At 65.2% G+C, this 18487-nt stretch carries 19 protein-coding genes and 2 tRNA genes; 14 read left to right on the forward strand and 7 right to left on the reverse strand.

Translation table 11 applies throughout. The features are described 5' to 3' along the window. Window positions 1-68: 68 nt before the first annotated feature. From F622_RS0108720 to F622_RS0108745, 6 genes are all read left to right on the forward strand, one after another. A complete protein-coding gene (locus F622_RS0108720) occupies window positions 69-590 on the forward strand; it encodes a DUF177 domain-containing protein (protein ID WP_018175778.1) in 522 nt (173 codons plus the stop codon). Between the two features lie 110 nt (window positions 591-700). Beyond that, the gene (gene rpmF / locus F622_RS0108725; RefSeq protein ID WP_018144163.1) at window positions 701-898 is read left to right on the forward strand and encodes a 50S ribosomal protein L32; all 198 of its coding nucleotides are present in this window, start codon (window positions 701-703) and stop codon (window positions 896-898) included. Window positions 899-997: 99 nt separating this feature from the next. Further along, window positions 998-2026, forward strand: coding sequence for a phosphate acyltransferase PlsX (plsX, locus tag F622_RS0108730; protein ID WP_018144162.1), 1029 nt, complete (start codon window positions 998-1000; stop codon window positions 2024-2026). Beyond that, window positions 2023-2985 carry a beta-ketoacyl-ACP synthase III gene (locus F622_RS0108735; protein ID WP_018144161.1) on the forward strand — a complete coding sequence of 321 codons (963 nt, stop codon included), beginning with the start codon at window positions 2023-2025 and terminating at the stop codon, window positions 2983-2985. Before plsX ends, F622_RS0108735 begins: the two co-directional genes overlap by 4 nt. Window positions 2986-3082: 97 nt before the next feature. Beyond that, window positions 3083-3559 carry a CYTH domain-containing protein gene (locus F622_RS0108740; protein WP_019571737.1) on the forward strand — a complete coding sequence of 159 codons (477 nt, stop codon included), beginning with the start codon at window positions 3083-3085 and terminating at the stop codon, window positions 3557-3559. Beyond that, entirely contained in the window at window positions 3549-4184 is a 636-nt protein-coding gene (locus F622_RS0108745; protein ID WP_019571738.1) for a uracil-DNA glycosylase, read from the forward strand. The genes F622_RS0108740 and F622_RS0108745 overlap by 11 nt, the downstream gene beginning before the upstream one ends. A 97-nt stretch (window positions 4185-4281) precedes the next feature. Here the strand turns inward: F622_RS0108745 and F622_RS0108750 are convergent, their stop codons facing one another. Continuing rightward, window positions 4282-4611, reverse strand: a complete 330-nt coding sequence (locus F622_RS0108750) for a type II toxin-antitoxin system PemK/MazF family toxin (RefSeq protein WP_018938063.1) — start codon at window positions 4609-4611, stop codon at window positions 4282-4284. Beyond that, window positions 4601-4801 (reverse strand): DUF2281 domain-containing protein, encoded by a 201-nt coding sequence (locus F622_RS0108755; protein ID WP_018144158.1) that lies wholly within the window; start codon window positions 4799-4801, stop codon window positions 4601-4603. Before F622_RS0108755 ends, F622_RS0108750 begins: the two co-directional genes overlap by 11 nt. 137 nt (window positions 4802-4938) lie before the next feature. On the opposite strand from F622_RS0108755, the gene uvrC reads away from it, so the two are divergent. From uvrC to F622_RS14055, 8 genes are all read left to right on the forward strand, one after another. Then, a complete protein-coding gene (gene uvrC / locus F622_RS0108760) occupies window positions 4939-6765 on the forward strand; it encodes an excinuclease ABC subunit UvrC (protein ID WP_018938062.1) in 1827 nt (608 codons plus the stop codon). Window positions 6766-6774: 9 nt separating this feature from the next. Beyond that, window positions 6775-7326, forward strand: a complete 552-nt coding sequence (gene pgsA / locus F622_RS0108765) for a CDP-diacylglycerol--glycerol-3-phosphate 3-phosphatidyltransferase (RefSeq protein WP_018170035.1) — start codon at window positions 6775-6777, stop codon at window positions 7324-7326. A 75-nt stretch (window positions 7327-7401) separates the two neighbouring features. Beyond that, window positions 7402-8751, forward strand: a complete 1350-nt coding sequence (locus tag F622_RS0108770; protein ID WP_019571739.1) for a sensor domain-containing diguanylate cyclase — start codon at window positions 7402-7404, stop codon at window positions 8749-8751. Between the two features lie 42 nt (window positions 8752-8793). Then, window positions 8794-8869: transfer RNA gene (locus tag F622_RS0108775), tRNA-Gly, on the forward strand. 91 nt (window positions 8870-8960) lie between these two features. Further along, a tRNA-Cys gene (locus F622_RS0108780) sits at window positions 8961-9034 on the forward strand. A gap of 517 nt (window positions 9035-9551) precedes the next feature. Then, window positions 9552-10646: a diguanylate cyclase gene (locus F622_RS0108785; RefSeq protein ID WP_019571740.1), complete on the forward strand. Its 1095-nt coding sequence runs from the start codon at window positions 9552-9554 to the stop codon at window positions 10644-10646. A 269-nt stretch (window positions 10647-10915) separates the two neighbouring features. Further along, window positions 10916-13360 (forward strand): EAL domain-containing protein, encoded by a 2445-nt coding sequence (locus tag F622_RS0108790; RefSeq protein WP_019571741.1) that lies wholly within the window; start codon window positions 10916-10918, stop codon window positions 13358-13360. 307 nt (window positions 13361-13667) lie between these two features. Then, window positions 13668-13823 (forward strand): hypothetical protein, encoded by a 156-nt coding sequence (locus tag F622_RS14055; protein ID WP_018950846.1) that lies wholly within the window; start codon window positions 13668-13670, stop codon window positions 13821-13823. 114 nt (window positions 13824-13937) lie between these two features. On the opposite strand, the gene F622_RS0108805 is transcribed toward F622_RS14055, so the two are convergent. The 5 genes from F622_RS0108805 to mgtE form a co-directional block, all read right to left on the reverse strand. Further along, complete coding sequence (locus F622_RS0108805; protein ID WP_018938056.1) at window positions 13938-14201, reverse strand: BrnA antitoxin family protein; 264 nt, start codon at window positions 14199-14201, stop codon at window positions 13938-13940. 13 nt (window positions 14202-14214) lie between these two features. After that, window positions 14215-14493: a BrnT family toxin gene (locus tag F622_RS0108810; RefSeq protein WP_019571743.1), complete on the reverse strand. Its 279-nt coding sequence runs from the start codon at window positions 14491-14493 to the stop codon at window positions 14215-14217. A 64-nt stretch (window positions 14494-14557) separates the two neighbouring features. After that, complete coding sequence (locus tag F622_RS0108815; RefSeq protein ID WP_019571744.1) at window positions 14558-15712, reverse strand: transposase; 1155 nt, start codon at window positions 15710-15712, stop codon at window positions 14558-14560. Between the two features lie 444 nt (window positions 15713-16156). Next, window positions 16157-16600: a pilin gene (locus F622_RS0108820; protein WP_019571745.1), complete on the reverse strand. Its 444-nt coding sequence runs from the start codon at window positions 16598-16600 to the stop codon at window positions 16157-16159. 521 nt (window positions 16601-17121) lie between these two features. After that, a complete protein-coding gene (gene mgtE, locus F622_RS0108825) occupies window positions 17122-18480 on the reverse strand; it encodes a magnesium transporter (protein ID WP_018950850.1) in 1359 nt (452 codons plus the stop codon). Between the last annotated feature and the right edge of the window lie 7 nt (window positions 18481-18487).

Genomic DNA, 18487 nt, shown 5'->3' on the forward strand with positions numbered 1-18487 from the left:
GTTTCTGTTTCGCTTTGACAGATCGCCCTCGCGCGCGTATATTCCGCGCCCTTGCAACCGAGCCGTTTATGAGTCGCATCCCCGTTTCTCTTGACCCGTGGCAACCGCGTGCGCGGCACCTGGAATTCGAGGGTGACCTGCGTGCGGAAGAGCTGCCGCGGTTGCGTGCCGATGCCCTGCCGGGACACCCGTTGCGGGTGCACGCGCAATTCCAGCTGGAACGCGGGGCGCTGGACGAGATACGGCTGAGCGGGACGATTACCGGCGAGCTGTGGCAGACCTGCCAGCGCTGCCTGCAGCCGATGGCATGGGAATTCCGCCTCGAACCGGATGCCGTGCTGCTACCACCGGAAGGCACTCCGGCCGGCATGAGCGAGGGCGATGACTTTGTCGCTCTCGAGGCGGATGGCCTGTTGCGCCCCGCGGCATGGGTCGAGGAAGAGATCCTGCTGGCGTGGCCACTGGTGCCGCGCCATGCGGACTGCGAACCCGCCGCCGGGGCCGAATTCGAGGAAGGCGAGGGCGCCGAGAATCCGTTCGCGGTGCTCGAACAACTCAAGAAGGGCGGCCCGGACCGGGGCGGCTCATGACGTGAGCGCCGGCCGGGGCATTGTCCGGGCCGAACCGTTATACTTGCGCCCGATTTGATACCGGGCTCACTCCCGTCGCCACGGGATTTTGATCAATCTGGAGATGCATCATGGCTGTTCAGCAACGCCGCAAGACTCGTTCCAAGCGCGATATGCGCCGCTCCCACGACAGTCTGACGGGCGCTACTCTGTCGACCGACCCGACCACCGGCGAGATCCATCGTCGTCACCACATGACTCCGGATGGTTTCTACCGCGGTCGTCAGGTGATCCAGCAGGCCGTCGAAGTCGACGAAGACGAAGATTAAGGTCCAGGGAATGATCGTCCCGGGGCCACGGCTGCGTTTGCGCCGTGGCCTTTCCGCGTTTGAATACGGCCGCTGTGCGGTCGTCCGTCGGGCCCGAGCATGACTGCCAGTTTTACCATCGCACTGGACGTGATGGGCGGCGACCACGGTGCGTCCGTCATCCTTCCGGCTGCGCGCCGTTCACTGAAGGTCGCAGACGATTTCCGCCTGCTGCTGGTCGGTGACCAGGAGACCATCGAGTCCGGGATATCCGGCTGGTCCGCGAGCGAACGCGAGCGGGTCGAGATGGTGCATGCCAGCCAGGTGGTCGGCATGGACGAGCTGCCGGCCGTGGCCCTGCGCACCAAGCGCGACTCCTCGATGCGGGTCGCCATTGACCAGGTGAAGAACGGGGCGGCCCAGGCCTGCGTCTCCGCCGGCAATACGGGTGGTCTGATGGCCACTGCGCGGTACGTCCTGAAGACCCTCCCCGGCATCGATCGCCCGGCCATCGCCACGGCCCTGCCGTCGATGAACGGGCATACCCACATGCTCGACCTGGGCGCCAATGTGGATGTCGAGGCCGCGCATCTGTATCAGTTCGCGGTGATGGGATCGGTGCTGGCGAATGCGGTGGACGGCCTGGAGGCCCCGCGGGTCGGCCTGCTGAACATCGGCTCCGAGGCGATCAAGGGCAATGACCGCGTGCGCGAGGCCGGCCGCATGCTGGAAGAATCCAGCCTCAACTACATCGGCTTCGTCGAGGGGAACGATGTCTACTGTGGCGACGTGGACGTGGTGGTCTGTGACGGCTTTGTCGGCAACGTCGCGCTGAAGATCAGCGAAGGCGTAGCCAAGATGATCTCCTCCAAAATGAAGGCGGAGTTCGATGCATCGGTGTTTTCTCGATTGTCCGGCCTGTTCGCCCTGCCGGTACTGCGCCGGATCCGTCATCGGTTCGACCACCGCCGCTACAACGGCGCTTCGCTGCTGGGCCTGCAGGGCGTGGTGATCAAGAGCCACGGCAGCGCCGACGAGCTGGCCTTCGAGCACGCGATCCGCATTGCCCGCATCGAGGCCGAGGCGAACATCTCGAGTCGGATCGACAAGCAGCTTGGCCAGCTCCTGGGCCAGGAGACAAGCGAGTGAAGCATGCACGCATCAGCGGGACCGGGAGCTACTTGCCCGAGCGCATCCTGACCAACGCCGAGCTGGAGGCGATGGTCGATACCTCGGATGCCTGGATCCGTGACCGCACCGGAATCCGCGAGCGGCATATCGTCGCCGAGAACGAGGTGACCTCGGATCTCGCGCTGAAGGCCGCCGAGCGCGCAATGGACGCCGCCGGCATCCGCGCCGCCGACCTCGACCTGATCCTGGTCGCAACCACCACCCCCGATCAGATCTTCCCCAGCACCGCGTGCATCCTGCAGGCCAAGCTGGGTGTGGGGGGCTGTCCGGCCTTCGATATCCAGGCGGTGTGCAGTGGGTTCGTGTACGCCCTGGCCACTGCCGACCGCTTCATGCAGAGCGACGAGATCCGGCACGTGCTGGTCGTGGGGGCGGAGACGCTCTCGCGCATTACCGACTACACCGACCGCGGCAACTGCATCCTGTGGGGCGACGGTGCGGGTGCCGTGATCCTGTCGCGTTCGCCGGACCCGGGCATCATCTCCACGCACCTGCATGCCGACGGCCACCACAAGAGCCTGCTGGAGGTGCCGGGGGGCGTGTCGCAGCCGGACAGCAACCCGGATCTCGACTTCATTCGCATGGAAGGCCGAGCCGTCTTCCGCGTGGCAGTGAATACCCTGGACCAGATCGTCGACGAGACCCTCGAGTACAACGGGATCGACAAATCCGAGCTGGACTGGCTGGTCCCGCACCAGGCGAACATCCGCATCATTCAGGCGACCGCGAAGAAGCTGAACATGTCCATGGACAACGTCGTGGTCACGGTGGATCGCCACGGCAACACCTCGGCCGCGTCCATCCCGCTGGCGCTGGATACCGCCGTGCGCGATGGTCGCATCAAGAAGGGTGACCTGATCCTGACCGAGGCCTTTGGCGGCGGATTCACCTGGGGCTCCGCGCTCATCCGGATGTAACCGGGGTCCGCGGACGCGTCATCGCGAGGCGCGCAGCGCCGTGGCGATCGACCGGGAGGGTCCTCGGCGTCCTGGGGAAACACAAGGAGCATTCGGCATGGGCCGCGAGATCGAACGCAAATTCCTGCTGGCCAGTGATGCCTGGCGTGACCGTGTCGTGCGTGCGCAGCGCATGCGCCAGGGCTACCTGTGCGGCAACGACCGCGCGTCCATCCGCGTGCGAGTGGACGAGGGCGGTGCCAACCTCAACATCAAGAGCGCGACCCTCGGCGTGGAACGCGACGAATACCAGTACGAGATCCCCGTGGACGAGGCCCACCGCCTGCTGGACACGCTGGCTGGCCCGCAGGTCGAAAAGACCCGCCACTGGGTGAACGTCGAGGGCTGGGAATACGAGGTCGACGTGTTCGAGGGCGCCAATGCAGGCCTGATCGTGGCCGAGCTGGAGTTGCCGAGCAGCGACGCCGAATTCCCGCGTCCGGACTGGCTGGGCGAGGAGGTCTCGCACGACCCGCGCTACTACAACACCGAACTCGCCCGGAATCCCTATCGCGAGTGGCCGGATGCCTCCTAGCGAGATCTTCGCCGCGCACTGCCGCGCCTGCCCGCGCCTGGCGGGCTTTCTGGAGGACGTGCGGGCGAAGCACCCCGAGTATCACGCCGCGCCTGTGCCGTCCTTCGGCCCGCTGGATGCGCGGCTGCTGATCGTTGGCCTGGCACCCGGTATGCACGGGGCCAACGCCACCGGGCGCCCGTTCACCGGCGACTATGCCGGTGTGCTCCTGTATCAGACCCTGCACGAACACGGCTTCGCCAGTGCACCGGAGAGCGTGCGCGCGGACGACGATCTGGAGCTAATCGACTGCCGCATCACCAACGCGGTCAAATGCCTCCCGCCGCAGAACAAGCCGACGACCGAAGAGATCCGCACCTGCAACGGGTTCCTCGCCGCCGAGATGGCGGCGATGCAGCCGCGGGTGATTCTGGCGTTGGGCAAGATCGCCCACGACGCCATCCTGCGCGCGAAGGGCCTGCCGCTGTCCAGTCTGCGCTTTGGCCACGGCGCCGAACACGAGCTGGATGCGCACACCCGTCTGATCGACTCCTACCACTGCTCGCGCTACAACACCCAAACCCGCCGCCTGACTCCCGCCATGTTCGCCGAACTCTTCGCCCGCATTCGCACCTACCTCGCGTAGATATTCGCGTCGGAGGTCAAATCTTCCAGTCATTGCGAGGCGCTTAAGGCGCCGTGGCAATCGGCGGGGCCGGCGAGGCGGTCAACTACTTATGCGATCAGCACCCGAAGTGGCGGCAAAAGTGGGCGCGGATATCTGCAAAGGTTGGTTCTCCCAGTTTTGCGTACTGATGGGTGATCAGTCGGCTACTGAGGGTGAAGATCTTGTCGTAGCGGACCCAACTCGTTTTGGGAAGAGAACCCTCTGTCAGCACCTCGGAGGTGATTTCGACCGCATGAGTGCGGGTCGGTGCCGACGTGACCGCGAGAGCAGCAAAATCTCCGAAGCGATCGACCTCGGAAAGGACCAAAACGGGGCGGCGTTTGCGGGTCGTCAGGTCCGAAAAGGGGAATGGGATTGCAACGATGGCCCCCGGCTCAGCGGTCATCCCAGACCTCGTCCTCGGGGGTGTCCCAAATCGGTCCCAGTGTCGTCTCCTGCGCCTTCTTGAGGTCTTCGATCGGGGTGTCACTCAAACCGTGCTTGGCCTCCAGATAACCAATGAAATCGAGCACCTCGCGCGAGAGGGGCTCCGGCAGGCGCTTGGCCTCCTGATAGATCTGTTCGGCGATGTCCATGGTTCGACCCTCTCGAGACGTTGGCCTCCGGGGCGGGAGGCAAGAGACAAACTGAGTATCAGGATAGCCCGAACATCGCCGGGCTCGCACGCGGGCTATGCCGGGCGGCGGGGGAGTTCGGGTATCCTGAAACGATCATGAGTACCTCCGAAACCGGATTCGATCACAAGCGCTTTGTGCAGACGCTGACGCAGTCGCCCGGCGTCTACCAGATGCTGGATGCGGCCGGGAACGTGCTGTACGTCGGCAAGGCGCGCAACCTGAAGAGCCGGGTGCCCAGCTATTTCCGTGGGAGCGACGACCGCGGCCCGCGCATCCGCTCGATGGTGCGGCAGATCGCGGATATCCGTGTCGCGGTGACGCATACCGAGGCCGAGGCGTTGCTGCTGGAGGCCAACCTGATCAAGCGTCACCGGCCGCGCTACAACGTGCTGCTGCGTGACGACAAGAGCTACCCCTACATCTACGTCTCGAACCAGGAATACCCGCGCCTGGGGTTTCATCGCGGCGCGCGCAAGAAGGGCATGCGCTACTTCGGGCCGTACCCCTCGGCCGGCGCGGTGCGCGAAAGCCTGGCGCTGCTGCAGAAGCTCTTCCAGGTGCGCCAGTGCGAGGACAGCGTGTTCGCGCACCGTTCGCGCCCCTGCCTGCAGTACCAGATCGGGCGTTGCACCGCGCCCTGTGTCGGCTACATCTCGCCGGAGGACTACGCGCGCGACGTCGAGGCATCGGTCAAGTTCCTCGAAGGCAAGAGCGAGGCGGTGATCGAGGAGCTGATGGAGCGCATGGAGGCGGCCTCGATGCGCCTGGACTTCGAGCATGCCGCGCGCCTGCGCGACCAGATCGCACGGCTGCGCCAGATCTCCGAACAGCAGTTCGTCTCCGGCGGCGAGGGGGATGCCGACGTATTCGCCCTGGCACAGGAGGCGGGGACCTGCGCGGTGGAGATCTTCTTCGTGCGCAACGGCCAGAACCTGGGCAACAGCGAGCTGTTCCCGAACGTGCCGGAGGCGACCGAGACTGACGAGATCATGGCCGCGGTGCTGGCCCAGTACTACGCGGAACGCGAGCCGCCGGCGCGCATCCTGCTGTCGCACGAGCCGCAGGGCGCCGAGACCCTGGAGGCTTACCTGGCCGAGCGGCGGGGCGGCAAGGTTGCCCTGGCCTGGTCGCTGCGCGGTGACCGCGCACGCTGGCTGGACATGGCGCGGCGCAATGCCGAACTGGCCCTGAAGACCCGGATTGCCAGCCAGGCGGGACAGACGGCGCGCCTCGATGCGCTGACCAGCGAGTTGGGCCTGGAGGAGACGCCCAAGCGCATGGAGTGCTTCGACATCTCGCACACCGGCGGTGAGGGCACGGTGGCCTCCTGCGTCGTGTTCGGGCCGGAAGGGCCGATCAAGTCGGATTATCGGCGCTTCAACATCGAGGGGATCGAACCGGGCGATGACTACGCGGCCATGCATCAGGCGCTCAGCCGGCGCTTTGCACGGCTGAAGAAGGGCGAGGGGCAGGAACCGGATATCCTGTTCATCGATGGCGGCAAGGGCCAGGTGACCCAGGCGCTGAACGTGCTGGCCGACCTCGGGCTGGACCACATCAAGGTCGTGGGCGTGGCCAAGGGCGAGGATCGCAAGGCGGGCATGGAAACCCTGATATTGAGCGGGGTAGAGGCGCCCTCTATACTCCCCGCGCATTCGGGTGCGCTGCATTGGATCCAGCAGATCCGCGACGAGGCCCACCGCTTTGCGATCACCGGGCACCGCGCCCGCCGTGCCAAGGCGCGCAAGGAGTCCACCCTGGAGGCGATCCCGGGGCTGGGGCCGAAGCGTCGCAGCGCACTGTTGAAGCACTTTGGTGGCCTGCGCGGGGTCAGCCGGGCCGGGGTCGAGGAGCTGACCAAGGTGCCGGGGATTCACCGCCGGCTCGCGCAGGCGATTTACGACCAGTTTCACGAGAGTTGAGCCACTGCCATGTTTCCCCAATTGCCCACCTGGCTGACCTGGTCGCGGATCGTGATGATCCCGTTACTGGTGCTCGCGTTCTACGGCCTGTCCATGCCGCAGGGCGGAATCGTGGCGGCCATCATCTTCGCCCTGGCGGGCGTGACCGACTGGTTGGACGGCTATCTGGCCCGGCGCTGGGAGGTGACCAGTCGGTTCGGGGCATTCCTCGATCCAGTGGCGGACAAGCTGATTGTCGCCGCGGCCCTGGTGCTGGTGGTGGACCACAACCCCGAACTCGGCATTGCTCTGGCCGCGATCGTCATCATCGGGCGCGAGATCGCGATCTCCGCGCTGCGCGAGTGGATGGCCGAGGTCGGCGGCAGCGCCAAGGTGGCGGTGTCGTGGGTGGGCAAGGTGAAGACCACCGCGCAGATGGTGGCGATCTTCCTGCTGCTGTGGGCCGAGCCCATTGTCGGCCTGCCGACGTTCGTGATCGGCGAGTGGCTGCTGTACCTGGCCGCCGCCCTGACCCTGGTCTCCATGATCCAGTACATGCTGGCGGCCGCACGCTCGCAGTAAGGGGCGGCGTGTTTGTCGGCCGGGGCTTTGGGGCTACACTGCGGACACCTGCCCGGTGCTGCGCGTGGACTGCCCATGCCCGTTTCTGATCTTGATCTTGACAACACGCAGACCCTGGAGGCCCTTCAGGGTCTGCTGCCGGGTTTTGTCTATCAATTGCGCAGGATGCCCGATGGGCACTTCGACTTTCCCTACGTGGGTGAAGTGGTGGAGGGCTGGTTCGGTGTGGATCGTGGGGCCCTCAAGAAGGATGGGGCGCCATTGCTGGACTGTATCCACCCCGAGGATCGCGAAGCGGTGATGCGGAGCTCAATGGAATCGGCCGAGCATTCGGAGCCCTGGGTTCAGGAGTTCCGCATGGAGTGCCGCGATGGCACAGTGATCTGGCTGTCCGCCTATGACACCGCGCGTCGGCTGGCGGATGGCACGATCATCTGGACCGGCTTCGCCACCGATATCACCACGCGCAAGGAGCTCGAGGCGGAGCTGCGCCAGAGCGAGGCGCAGTTCCGTGCCTTCGTCGAGACCGCCAGCGACGTGATCTATTCGCTGCGCCCGGACGGCGTGCTCACCTACGTCTCGCCCAACTGGACGGAGAACCTCGGCCATCCGGTCAGCGCGGCGATCGATCACTCGATCGACGAATACGTAGCCCCGGAGGATCTGCCCGCGTGTTACGCGTTCCTGCAACGGATTGCGGACACCGGGAAGAAGGAAAGCGGCATCGAGTACCGCATCCGCCACCAGGACGGGCATTACCGCTGGCACACCAGCAATGTCTCGCCCGTCCTCGACGACGCGGGCCGGGTGACGGCGTTCCTCGGCATCGCTCGGGACATCACCGAGCGCAAGGAGACCGAGGCGCATATGCAGCGCCTGGCGCATTACGATCCGTTGACCGACCTGCCCAATCGGACCCTGTTCTACCAGATCCTCGATCACGAGCTCACGGGGGCTCGCCGAATGGGTCAGCAGGTTGCGCTGATGTTCGTGGACCTGGACGAATTCAAGCCGGTCAACGACCAGCACGGGCATGCGGTGGGCGACATGCTGCTCCGCCTGGTGGCGCAGCGCCTGTCCGGTGCCTTGCGCGACAGTGATGTGGCCGCGCGCATTGCGGGCGACGAGTTCGTGGTGATGCTGCCTCGCTTCCAGTCGGTGGAGGAGAGCCGGGCGCATGCCGCGGCGATCGGCGAGAAGATCCGAGCCCTGCTGGCGGACCCGTTCAACTGCGACGGGACCGAGGTGCACATCTCCTGCAGTATCGGGGTCGCCTTGTTTCCGCTGGACGCGACGGACGGGCCCGCCTTGTCGCGCGCGGCGGATGCGGCGATGTACGTGGCCAAGAACGCCGGGCGCAACCAGGTGGTCGTATTCGACCGGGCAGTGCACGGCGCCGAGGCAATTGGCTACCGTGGGTATTGACCTGCGGGCAATCTGCGGTAGAATACGCGCCGATAACGAAGAGCGGGAATAGCTCAGCTGGTAGAGCACAACCTTGCCAAGGTTGGGGTCGCGAGTTCGAATCTCGTTTCCCGCTCCAACAGATTTTTGAAACCCCGGTTCGCCGGGGTTTTCTGTTTCGGCCTCTGGAGATGCGCCAGCATCTGTGGGGCCGAAACCCACCCGATACAGGCTGGGTGGCAGAGTGGTTATGCAGCGGATTGCAAATCCGTGTACGCCGGTTCGATTCCGACCCCAGCCTCCATCACTGCAGCACTCGCGAAAGGCCGCCCCTCGAGGCGGCCTTTCGCGTTTCCTGATCAGCAACGAGCGTCAGCCAGGCTCAAGGCCCGTGCGGGCCCGGGTCTCCAGGCGCCTCCTACATCGTCATCCCGGAAACCGTGCAGCGGTTATCCGGGATCTCCACGGTATGAGTGACCCGTACGTTGGGGCTAGAACGGCGTGTGGAGATCCCGGCTCTGCGCTGCGCTACGGCCGGGATGACGGGGAGGGGCGCCACTGCCGGGATCACAATCGGGGTGCGCTCCGACCGGGATGACAGGGCAGGGGTAACGGAGCTCGGGAGGGTGATGTTCCCGGGGAGGCCTGGATCAAAGTGGCCCGGGGCGGGCCATGCACGTCCCCAAATGGGCCCCGCCACTGGCTGACGATCGTTGCTAATCAGGTCGCGTTTTGGGAGCGTTGTCCTCGGGGCGGCGCGTGGATGCCAGGCTAGGGCCCATGATGGGTATCTTCGTGACGCCTGAATGAGGAAAGGTGGAATGCAGGACGAAGCGATCGGCAGCGCACGAGCGGAGGCGGAACGGGTGGAGGCCCGCAAGCGGGGGGTATATCTCGTCGTATTGCCCGCCGGTATCGCGATCTTCCTGCTCAGTTGGGCCGTTCGCACACCGGGGGATGTCTTCCTCGCGTATCTCTATCCGTTGTTTGCGTTCGTCCTGGCCGCGCTGTTCGTAGCGGTGTGGCGGGCACCACAGGCCTTGCCGCGGCTGGAAGCCTGGATGCTGGCGATGGTGGCTATGATGATTCTGAGTCGTCTCGCATGGCATTTCCACGCGGGCGGCCCCCTGGACGAGCACCTTCTGGTGCTGGCCGGCGGGCATTACTGGGCGGTTGGAATCGTGATCCTGGCCGCGTTCGTGATGCTCGAGCATCGCCGGGGGTTTCGGGCCGGAGTGGCCATCCTCGTGGTTGCCACCCTGATCGCCGCCTCCGGTGCCGCAGGGGAGTGGCTGCGTGGCGAGCTTTCGCGCGATGCGGGCGTCTACCTGGTGCGGGTGCATCTGTTTCTGGCTGTCTTGTTGGCCCTGGCCAGTGTCGCGACCTCCATGCGCGATACCGTCAAAGACGCTCTGGTGCGCAGCGAGGCGCTGGAACAGGCGGCGCAGACCGATTCCCTGACCGGTCTGGCCAATCGGCGGGCGGCCGAGTCCGTGCTGCAGCGGCATGCCGCCTCGGTCCGGCGCTACGGCGTGCCGGTCGCTGTGATCGGAATGGATATCGATCACTTCAAGGCGGTAAACGATAACCATGGTCATGCGATCGGTGATGCCGTGATCGCCGGCATTGCACGAATCCTGCGATCTTCGGTGCGCGAGCCGGATTCCGTCGCTCGCTGGGGAGGGGAGGAGTTCCTCATCGTGGCGCCGGAGATCGGCCGCGAGGGCGCCCTGCACCTTGCCGAGCGTTGTCGGGAGGCGATTGCCCGCGAACCGATCGCCGGGGTTCGCGTCACGGCCTCGTTCGGCGTAACCAGCTTCGGCCCTCAGGACAGCCTGGATGCGGTCCTGAAGCGTGCCGACAAGATGATGTACCGCGCCAAGGAGGAGGGGCGCAATCGGGTCCTTCTTGGATGACGCCGCGCGCCTGGATCCAGCTATTGGGGTGCGGAGCCAGGAAGGCGTGGTATCCGACGCGCATCAATGGGCCGAGCATGGCACTATGCGGATGTCGGTCTTTCCAAGAGAGTGTCGTGCGCGCAACGGATTGCTCCCAATCGCCTCGAACGCGGCGGCCCCTCCGGAGGCGATCGAGGGACCTGCGCGTATTCCTCAGCCTCTCGTTTGTTGGCCTGCTGCTTGCCTCCTGGGCGCCGTCCTCCGCGGCCTCCGCGCCGGATTTGCGCGTGGGCGTGTACGACAACGCGCCCAAGGTCAGCGTGGACGAGCACGGGGAAGCCGACGGCCTGTTCGTCCGCTTGTTGGACTCGATCGCCCGCCGGGAGCACTGGCAGGTCGAGTACGTCCCATGCCAATGGTCGCAATGCCTTGCCGATCTGCGCGAAGGCCGGCTGGATCTGATGCCCGATGTGGCCCGGACCGACACGCGCGAGGCGTTCTTCGGGTTCCACCAGATCCCGGTCGTCCAGGGCTGGAGCCAGATATACGCGTTCCCGCAGTCGGGGTTCAGCAGTCTGGAGTCCTTGGGTCCGCGGCGCATTGCCGTGCTGGAGGGTTCGGTGCAGGAAAGCCACCTGCGCCGGCAACAAATCGGCGACCCGGGTCTCGAGTACCAACTGGTTCCCTACAGCGATCTCCCAGCGGTGCTGGCCTCGGTGCCGGCCGGCGAAGCCGATGCCGCCGTCAGCAATAACTTCTACGGACGCCAGCACGCCCGCGCCTACGGGCTGGTGGAGACGCCGATCACCTTCGGCCAGGTGGGTCTGCACTACGCGGCCGCGCCGGGGGCGCAGGCGGAGCGTCTGGCACTGATCGACGCCTATCTGGAGCGCTGGAAGCCCCTGGCGGGCTCGCCCTACCAGGAGGCCCTTGAGGCCACGCTGCTCGCGCAGGACGAGCCGGGCCTGCCGGGCTGGGTGATGTGGACTCTGCTCGCAGCGCTGGCTCTGGTAATGCTATTGGCGGTGATGGGCGTGTTCCTGCGCTGGCAGGTGCGTCTGCGTACCAGTGAGCTAAGGGCGGTCAACCAGCGTCTCGAGCACGTGCTGGACAGCGGACCTGCGGTGACCTACCAGCTCGACGCCCGTACCTTCGAGCCCTTGTGGGTTAGCCCCAATCTGCAGCGCCTGTTCGGGATTGAACCTGCGAGCGCGATGCGTCCTGGTTGGTGGGAACACCAGTTGCACCCCGAGGACCGAGCGAATGCGCTGCGCGAGAATCAACGCCTCCTTGAGGATGGCGAGATCGTGCGCGAGTTTCGCCTGTTCGACGGCTGGGGCAAGCTGCGCCACGTACGTGACGAGATACGCGTGGTGGCGAGCGATAACGTGCGCGGCGGGCAGGAAATCGTCGGCAGCTGGACCGACCTGACCGCCAGCATGGAGCAGAAGGAACAGCTGCGGCAGATGACGCACTACGATGCGCGCACCGGCTTGCCCAATCGCGCCCTGTTGCAGGATCGCCTGGGACACACGGTGGAACGCGCCATGGCGGACGGCGAGGCGCGCTGGGTTGTGCTGATGGATCTGGACCGCTTCCGCAACGTCAACGAGACCCTGGGCACCGCGGCGGGGGATACCGTGCTGCAGGGCATCGCACAGCGCCTGAGCCAGGCCCTGTCGCCCGAGGACACGGTAGCCCGCATCGGTGCCGACGAGTTCTGCCTGATCATCGAGAGCCCGCCCGAGGAAGCCCTCGGAACCTTCGTGCAGTCACTGATCGATACCCTGCGGGCTCCCTTCGAGATCGCGGGGCGCGCGCTGGTGCTCACGGCGAGTGTCGGTGTGGCACGTTTCCCCGGAGACGGCCAGACGCGCGAAGAGCTCCTGACCGCCGCCGAGCTGGCGATGCAGGATGCGCGGCGTCGGGGAGGGGACAGCTGGTGCGCCTACGACCCCGAGATGGGCACCCTGACCGAGCATCGGCTGTTCCTGGAAAACGACTTGCGGCAGGCCATCGTCAACAAGGAGTTGACGCTGCACTACCAGCAGCAATTCGACCTGGCCAGCGGCAAGTGCGTGGGGGTCGAGAGCCTGGTGCGCTGGAACCATCCGCACCGGGGCATGGTATCCCCCGCGGAGTTCATCCCGCTGGCCGAGGAGACCGGCCTGATCCAGGCGATCGACCGCTGGGTGTTGGAGGCGGCCTGCCGCCAGCTCGCAGCCTGGGACGAGGCGGGCCGGAACATCCCGATGATCGCCGTAAACTTGTCGGCGCGCGAGCTGCACGACGAGCAACTCGTCACCACCGTACGCGAGACCCTGGGGCGCTTCGCCATCGCGCCCGAACGACTGGAGGTCGAGCTCACCGAAACCATGATTATGGAGTACCCCGAGCGCGCCCTGGCGGTCCTGCGTCGGCTGGACGGCCTCGGCGTGCGTCTGGCCATGGACGACTTCGGCTCCGGCTACTCGAACCTCGCGCACCTGCGCCGCCTGCCGTTGCACCGCCTCAAGGTCGACCAGTCGCTGGTGCGCGACATTGGCCATTCCCGCCACAACGAATCCATCATCCGCGCGATCATCGCGCTGGCCGCCGCCCTGGAACTGGACCTCATCGCCGAGGGCGTGGAAGAAGAACCCCAGCGCGCCTTCCTGCTGCAGGAAGGCTGCGCCATCGGCCAGGGCTTCCTGCTCCACCGCCCGGCGCCAGCCGCTGATTTGTTTCGCTAATCGTGTGGTGAGGGAGTTTCTGAGCGGCGAGGTGATCTAGCCAGGCGTGAGCGCCTGGAGTAGGCGGCGAGTGAAGCCCGGACGGATGCTATATTCGTACCCAGTTGAGTGATTGGTCGATGGATGACTTTCCGCGTGACGGCAGCCCATGATCAGGATGCGCAGTTGGCCCTGAACCGCGTCACGGGTTTGGCATCCGAGGCGGCGGAGATTGAGAGGGAAGAGCTTTGGGGGGACGTCTGAAGTGATTTGGTTCGGTTCATGAGCCAAGGGAACCGCCCGGCCGCATTCCGATATCGACTTGGCTGTGATCCCTTCGGGGAAGGCAACAAGCCAGTATTGGGGCCGACTTCGTGAGCGCACCGAGGAGCTTCCGGCGCTGTACAGCTTTGACCTGGTGGATATCAGCGCGGCAAGCGAGACGTTGCGCTCGGAGATCGAACAGTACGGGGTGCGGGTGTGACTGCGCGGGTCGGTTTCACTCGATAGCGCGTCGGGCTTTAAGGCTGTGCGGGGGGCGGATCCGAGGGGAGTGATCAAGGGTCCAACACCTGGCGTCCTGCGATGCGTCGGCAATTCAGGACTTCGTCGTTGGATGATGCTCCCGGAGCCATTCTTTCAGGGCACCATCCATGCGGGTTTGCCAGCCCTTTCCGGTCGCGCGGAAGGCCTCCACAACCTCCGGCGACAGGCGAATCGTGATCCGTTCCTTGGTGACCACCATTGGGGGGCGGCCGGGGCGCCGCAGTGCCCGCGCTTCGTCCTCGTCAGGCGCGTGTGTCTCCGGGTCCGCTTCGATGCCGGCCTCAATCGCCGTTTCCTCTTCCGGGTTGTTCAGCAAGACCCGACGGCCATTACGTAGCGTCAACGATCTGGACATAACGACTGATCTCCCGGTTATTCGCCTTGCGCAGGCTGATGATTCTTCGCACATTCTCTCGGTCCGTGAAGATGACGCAGTACAAGCGATCACCCATCAGGGCGTATCCCAGCATGCGACATTCGCCGTAGTCCTTTCGACGATCCTCCATGGCCAGAAGGGTCTCCCACTCCAGGCTCACGGCCAGCGCGAGTGAGACCCCGTGCTTGGCCTGATTCGTGGCATCCTTGTCCGCGTCGAACTCAATCTCCATTTGATTATTGTATGTACAAAATCATTGCTGGGCCAATGGCTGGTCTTGGTTCCGGGGGGCGGGGTCAGGCTGCCGACCGAGGGAAGAGCTGCCGGGCGGCCGCCATGCCTCGCAGATAGCGCGTTTGGCGGGCATCGCACCGGGCCGTGAGATGGGTCGGTGTTCCGATGGCGCTGCCGAATTGCTGCAACATGCGGCTAGCCGCACGGATGAACTGATTGGGATCAATGCCTAGACGCGCCAGCAGGGGCGGGGTGCCATCGTGGATGAAGCCGCGCTTGTCCTCGCGGATGACGCGCCCCGTTGCCTCCACGAGATCCAGATAGTCCTCGAAGCCGAAGGGCACGGCGCACTCCGCGCGGCCAGTGGCGTCGAATGGAAGTAGCGGGGCGCTGACCAGTTGGTCCAGGACCGTCTCCGGCTGCAAGGATTCTGTTTCGTGCGGACCGGATCGTGACCGGTTCGCTCGTGTGTCGGATTTCGTAGCGTTGGTGTGTTCCGGCGCCGTGCTGTCGCCTGGAACTGCGGGATCGGCGGCGGCGCGTCCGGCTACCGTTGTTCCATCCCCGGACGTCGCGCGCAGCAGGGCAAGCCGTTCCGCGACCGAGGTGTACTCGGAGGCCTCCGGCGTGGGGGCCATCCCGGCCCGGATCGGGTTCAGGTCCACGTACGCCATGGCCGTCAGGACCGCTTGCTCGTCGAGCAGGGCCTGGCTCTTGAAGCGCCCCTCCCAGAACCGTCCCGTCACGCCGTCCTCGGCGTTCGCCTGGCGGGCGATCGACTCGTTCAGAACGCGCATGAACCACGACAGGTCAGCGAGTCGGGAGCGGTACGTCTCGACCCAGGCATCCACGATCTTCATCTCGGCCGCACCGAGCCGCTGTGGATCGGCCAGATACCGCTGCACCATCACCGGCCCCGAGAAGAGCTGCGTCCAGCGACGCAGGATCTCGTCGCGCTCCAGGGGCTCGACGCGCGCCTCGTCCACTCGCACCACGATATGGAAGTGGTTGCTCATGACCGCATAGGCCGCGATATCGACGGCGAAGACCGATGCAAGCTGCTTCAGACGATCGGCGATCCAGCCGCGGCGATGCTCAAAGGATCGCCCGGAGTGGGCATCGTGTCCGCACAGAAACGCGCGGCGGACGCAGCGGGAAACGACGTGGTACCAGGGCGTGTCGTCCAGAGAGACGAGGGTCGAGCGGGGCTGGGTCATGATGAACTCCTTCCGTGGAGTAGGTCTTGCAGCAACGCAGGTTCGTTACGTTCCTGTCGTTAGGATAGTGAATGCCTTGGAGTTTTTCAGGGCGTAGCGAAACCGCGTTCCAGGGTTCCGTTAGAGCGGGGCGAGCAAGGTGGGTTTGCCCGAGGTTCGGGGGACGGGTTGCAGACGCGGGGCTTGCGGCCGATTGCTTCGGCGAATCCGGTTTATGTCAACAAAGTGGGTGTCCCAGAGGATTGCCTGCGGCCGATTGCTTCGGCGAATCCGGCTTATGTCCACAAAGTGGGTGTCCCAGAGGATTTCGGGCTCCACGCGAGACTACGATTCCCTTCAGCGGTCGAACACCTCCCCGGTATCCTTCGATGAACCATAAAAAAGCCCCGGCACTAGGCCGGGGCTCCGAGAGGGGAAAACAAATCTGTCCCCTTTGCTTCTCTTTTAGCGGCAGTTGGCCGGACGATACTTGCCCGGCAGGCTCCCCCCAGTGCAGTCCCACTCGATAGAACCATCTACGGCGGTTCCAGCTGCAATGTCGTTTCCACCCACCTGGGGCATGAAGGTCATGACGTTGTCGGTATCATCGATCACATTGGTGAAGGTGATTTCAATCTCCCCATTGGTTCCATCCACGACGATGCCGGACACGATGTCAGTTGCGGCAGGTGCATCCCAACCCGCATCAAGAGGGTTAGTTCCCGTCATCGCATTCTCAGCAACGATCGTTCGGGCGGAGGAGGCCAAACTAATCCCTTCGGTAACTTGAGCGCGCTTCGTATAATCCTGATAAGCCGGCAACGCAATCGCCGCCAGAATGCCGATAATCGCCACAACGATCATCAGTTCGATAAGCGTAAAGCCCTGTTGGACGGATTTCTTCTGCATGGTCGTACTCCCTTGATGTAATAAAAGCGGGGCCTTCGGCCCGGCCACCCCGTGGGTAGCTGTCTGAGGAGATGCATTGGGCGTGCCAAGAGCGCGGGAATGCGTGAAAACGGCGCCCGGGCGCGGTGTGGTCTGTGGCATGGGTCACGCCCACACGCTTCCCGGGTGTGTCACGTGACAAAAATGGTCATGTGAAGTGACGCACATTGTCACCCTGGGGGCTGGGGTGCCTCTGGTTGTCATGGCCGGGGTTCTTGATCTTGGGGTGTTCGAACGGTGGAGATCCCGGCTCTTCGCTGCGCTACGGCCGGGATGACGGGGGGCTGGTGCTGTGGTCGGGATGACGCGGAGGGGTGTTGGTGAGGTCGTGATCGCCTCGAGCTCGACTCCTGGCGTTCGGGGCAGTTCGTAGGGTGCGTTGAGCTTGGCGAAACGCACCGGGCGTTGGGGGTGGGGCGAGGTTGATGCGATTCGCTTTGCTCATCGCATCCTACGGGGGTGGGGTATGGGGGTTGGGGGAGCTAGAGGCCGAGTATGGCGACGGCGGTGGCGAAGTAGATGGTGATGCCGACGACGTCGACGACGGAGGTGATGAGCGGGGCGCTGGCGACGGCGGGGTCGACGCCCAGGCGGGTGAGGGTGAACGGCAGCAGCAGGCCGAACAGGGAGCCGAACAGGACGACCAGGAACATGCCGAGCGCGATGGCGTTGGCGACCTCGAGGCTGCCCAGCCAGTAGCCGGAGAGCCAGATGGCGCCGGCCAGGGTGGCACCGAGGGCGGAGGCGACCAGGATCTCCTTGCCGCCCAGGCGCCACCAGTCCTGGGGCTTGATGTCGTTGGTGGCGAGCGAGCGCACGACCAGGGTGGAGGCCTGGGCGCCGGCGTTGCCGCCGGAGGCGATGACCATGGGCAGGAAGAAGATCAGTGCGACGACGGTCTCGATGGCCGCTTCGAAGTGGGCGATGGCCAGTCCGGAGAGGATGTTCACGGCGACCAGGATGACCAGCCAGCCGATGCGCTTGCGGTAGAGCAGCTGCATGCTGGCGTCGCGCAGCGAGAGCACGACGTCACCCACCGCGGCCATGCGATGGAAGTCCTCGGTGGTCTCGGCGCGGAGTACGTCCATCACGTCGTCGACGGTGATGATGCCCAGCAGGTGGCCATTGTCGTCGACCACCGGGAGGACGTCGAGGTCGTAGTGGCTGATGCGGTGGGCGGCCTCTTCGCGGTCTTCCTCCGCACTGATGCTGACGACATCGGTGTTCATGCGCTCGCGCACGCTGGTGGTGGGGCGCGACAGCAGCAGCCCCTTCAGGCGCACCCAGCCGAGCAGTTCGCCGGTGGGCGTGACCACGAAGATGGTGTTGATGGTCTCGGCCAGGTCGCTCTGTTCGCGCAGGTGATCCATGGCCTCGGCCACCGACCAGTCGGGCTGGACCGTGGCGAACTCGGGCGTCATCAGGCGCCCGGCGCTCTCCTCCGGGTAGCCGAGCAGGGTCTCCAGGGCCTCCTGGTCTTCGTCCGGCAGGGTCTCGAGCAGGGATTCGGCCTGTTCGTCCTCCAGCCCGTCGATCACCGAGACCGCGTCGTCGTAGGACAGGGCCGCGACCAGGCGGCTGGCGTGCTCGTCGTCCAGCGCCTGAAACACGCGCGACTGGTGATCCGATTCCAGGTGGGCGTAGATATCCGCGGTGCACTCGACATCCAGGCGCTGGAAGAAGGCCTCCATCTGTTGGGCCGGCAGGGCCTCCAGGGCGTCGGAGAGATCCGGCGCCGCGTGCTCGGCGCACAGGCTCTGCAGGGCCTCGGCGGTGGGCGCGGTCAGCGCGGTCTGCAGGGCCTGCGGCAGGGTGTCGAGATCCGGTTCGGTCGGGCTCATCCGGGAG

It is taken from the genome of Thioalkalivibrio sp. ALMg3 (genome assembly GCF_000381225.1).
In the GTDB taxonomy this organism is placed as follows: Bacteria; Pseudomonadota; Gammaproteobacteria; order Ectothiorhodospirales; family Ectothiorhodospiraceae; genus Thioalkalivibrio; species Thioalkalivibrio versutus.

Excerpts from the sequence above, each read along its gene's own strand:
- F622_RS0108720 (WP_018175778.1), top strand. The coding sequence starts at position 69 with ATGAGTCGCATCCCCGTTTCTCTTGACCCGTGGCAACCGCGTGCGCGG.
- rpmF (WP_018144163.1), top strand. The coding sequence starts at position 701 with ATGGCTGTTCAGCAACGCCGCAAGACTCGTTCCAAGCGCGATATGCGC.
- plsX (WP_018144162.1), top strand. The coding sequence starts at position 998 with ATGACTGCCAGTTTTACCATCGCACTGGACGTGATGGGCGGCGACCAC.
- F622_RS0108740 (WP_019571737.1), top strand. The coding sequence starts at position 3,083 with ATGGGCCGCGAGATCGAACGCAAATTCCTGCTGGCCAGTGATGCCTGG.
- F622_RS0108745 (WP_019571738.1), top strand. The coding sequence starts at position 3,549 with ATGCCTCCTAGCGAGATCTTCGCCGCGCACTGCCGCGCCTGCCCGCGC.
- F622_RS0108750 (WP_018938063.1), bottom strand. The coding sequence starts at position 4,611 with ATGACCGCTGAGCCGGGGGCCATCGTTGCAATCCCATTCCCCTTTTCG.
- F622_RS0108755 (WP_018144158.1), bottom strand. The coding sequence starts at position 4,801 with ATGGACATCGCCGAACAGATCTATCAGGAGGCCAAGCGCCTGCCGGAG.
- uvrC (WP_018938062.1), top strand. The coding sequence starts at position 4,939 with ATGAGTACCTCCGAAACCGGATTCGATCACAAGCGCTTTGTGCAGACG.
- pgsA (WP_018170035.1), top strand. The coding sequence starts at position 6,775 with ATGTTTCCCCAATTGCCCACCTGGCTGACCTGGTCGCGGATCGTGATG.
- F622_RS0108770 (WP_019571739.1), top strand. The coding sequence starts at position 7,402 with ATGCCCGTTTCTGATCTTGATCTTGACAACACGCAGACCCTGGAGGCC.
- F622_RS0108785 (WP_019571740.1), top strand. The coding sequence starts at position 9,552 with ATGCAGGACGAAGCGATCGGCAGCGCACGAGCGGAGGCGGAACGGGTG.
- F622_RS0108810 (WP_019571743.1), bottom strand. The coding sequence starts at position 14,493 with ATGGAGATTGAGTTCGACGCGGACAAGGATGCCACGAATCAGGCCAAG.
- F622_RS0108815 (WP_019571744.1), bottom strand. The coding sequence starts at position 15,712 with ATGACCCAGCCCCGCTCGACCCTCGTCTCTCTGGACGACACGCCCTGG.
- F622_RS0108820 (WP_019571745.1), bottom strand. The coding sequence starts at position 16,600 with ATGCAGAAGAAATCCGTCCAACAGGGCTTTACGCTTATCGAACTGATG.
- mgtE (WP_018950850.1), bottom strand. The coding sequence starts at position 18,480 with ATGAGCCCGACCGAACCGGATCTCGACACCCTGCCGCAGGCCCTGCAG.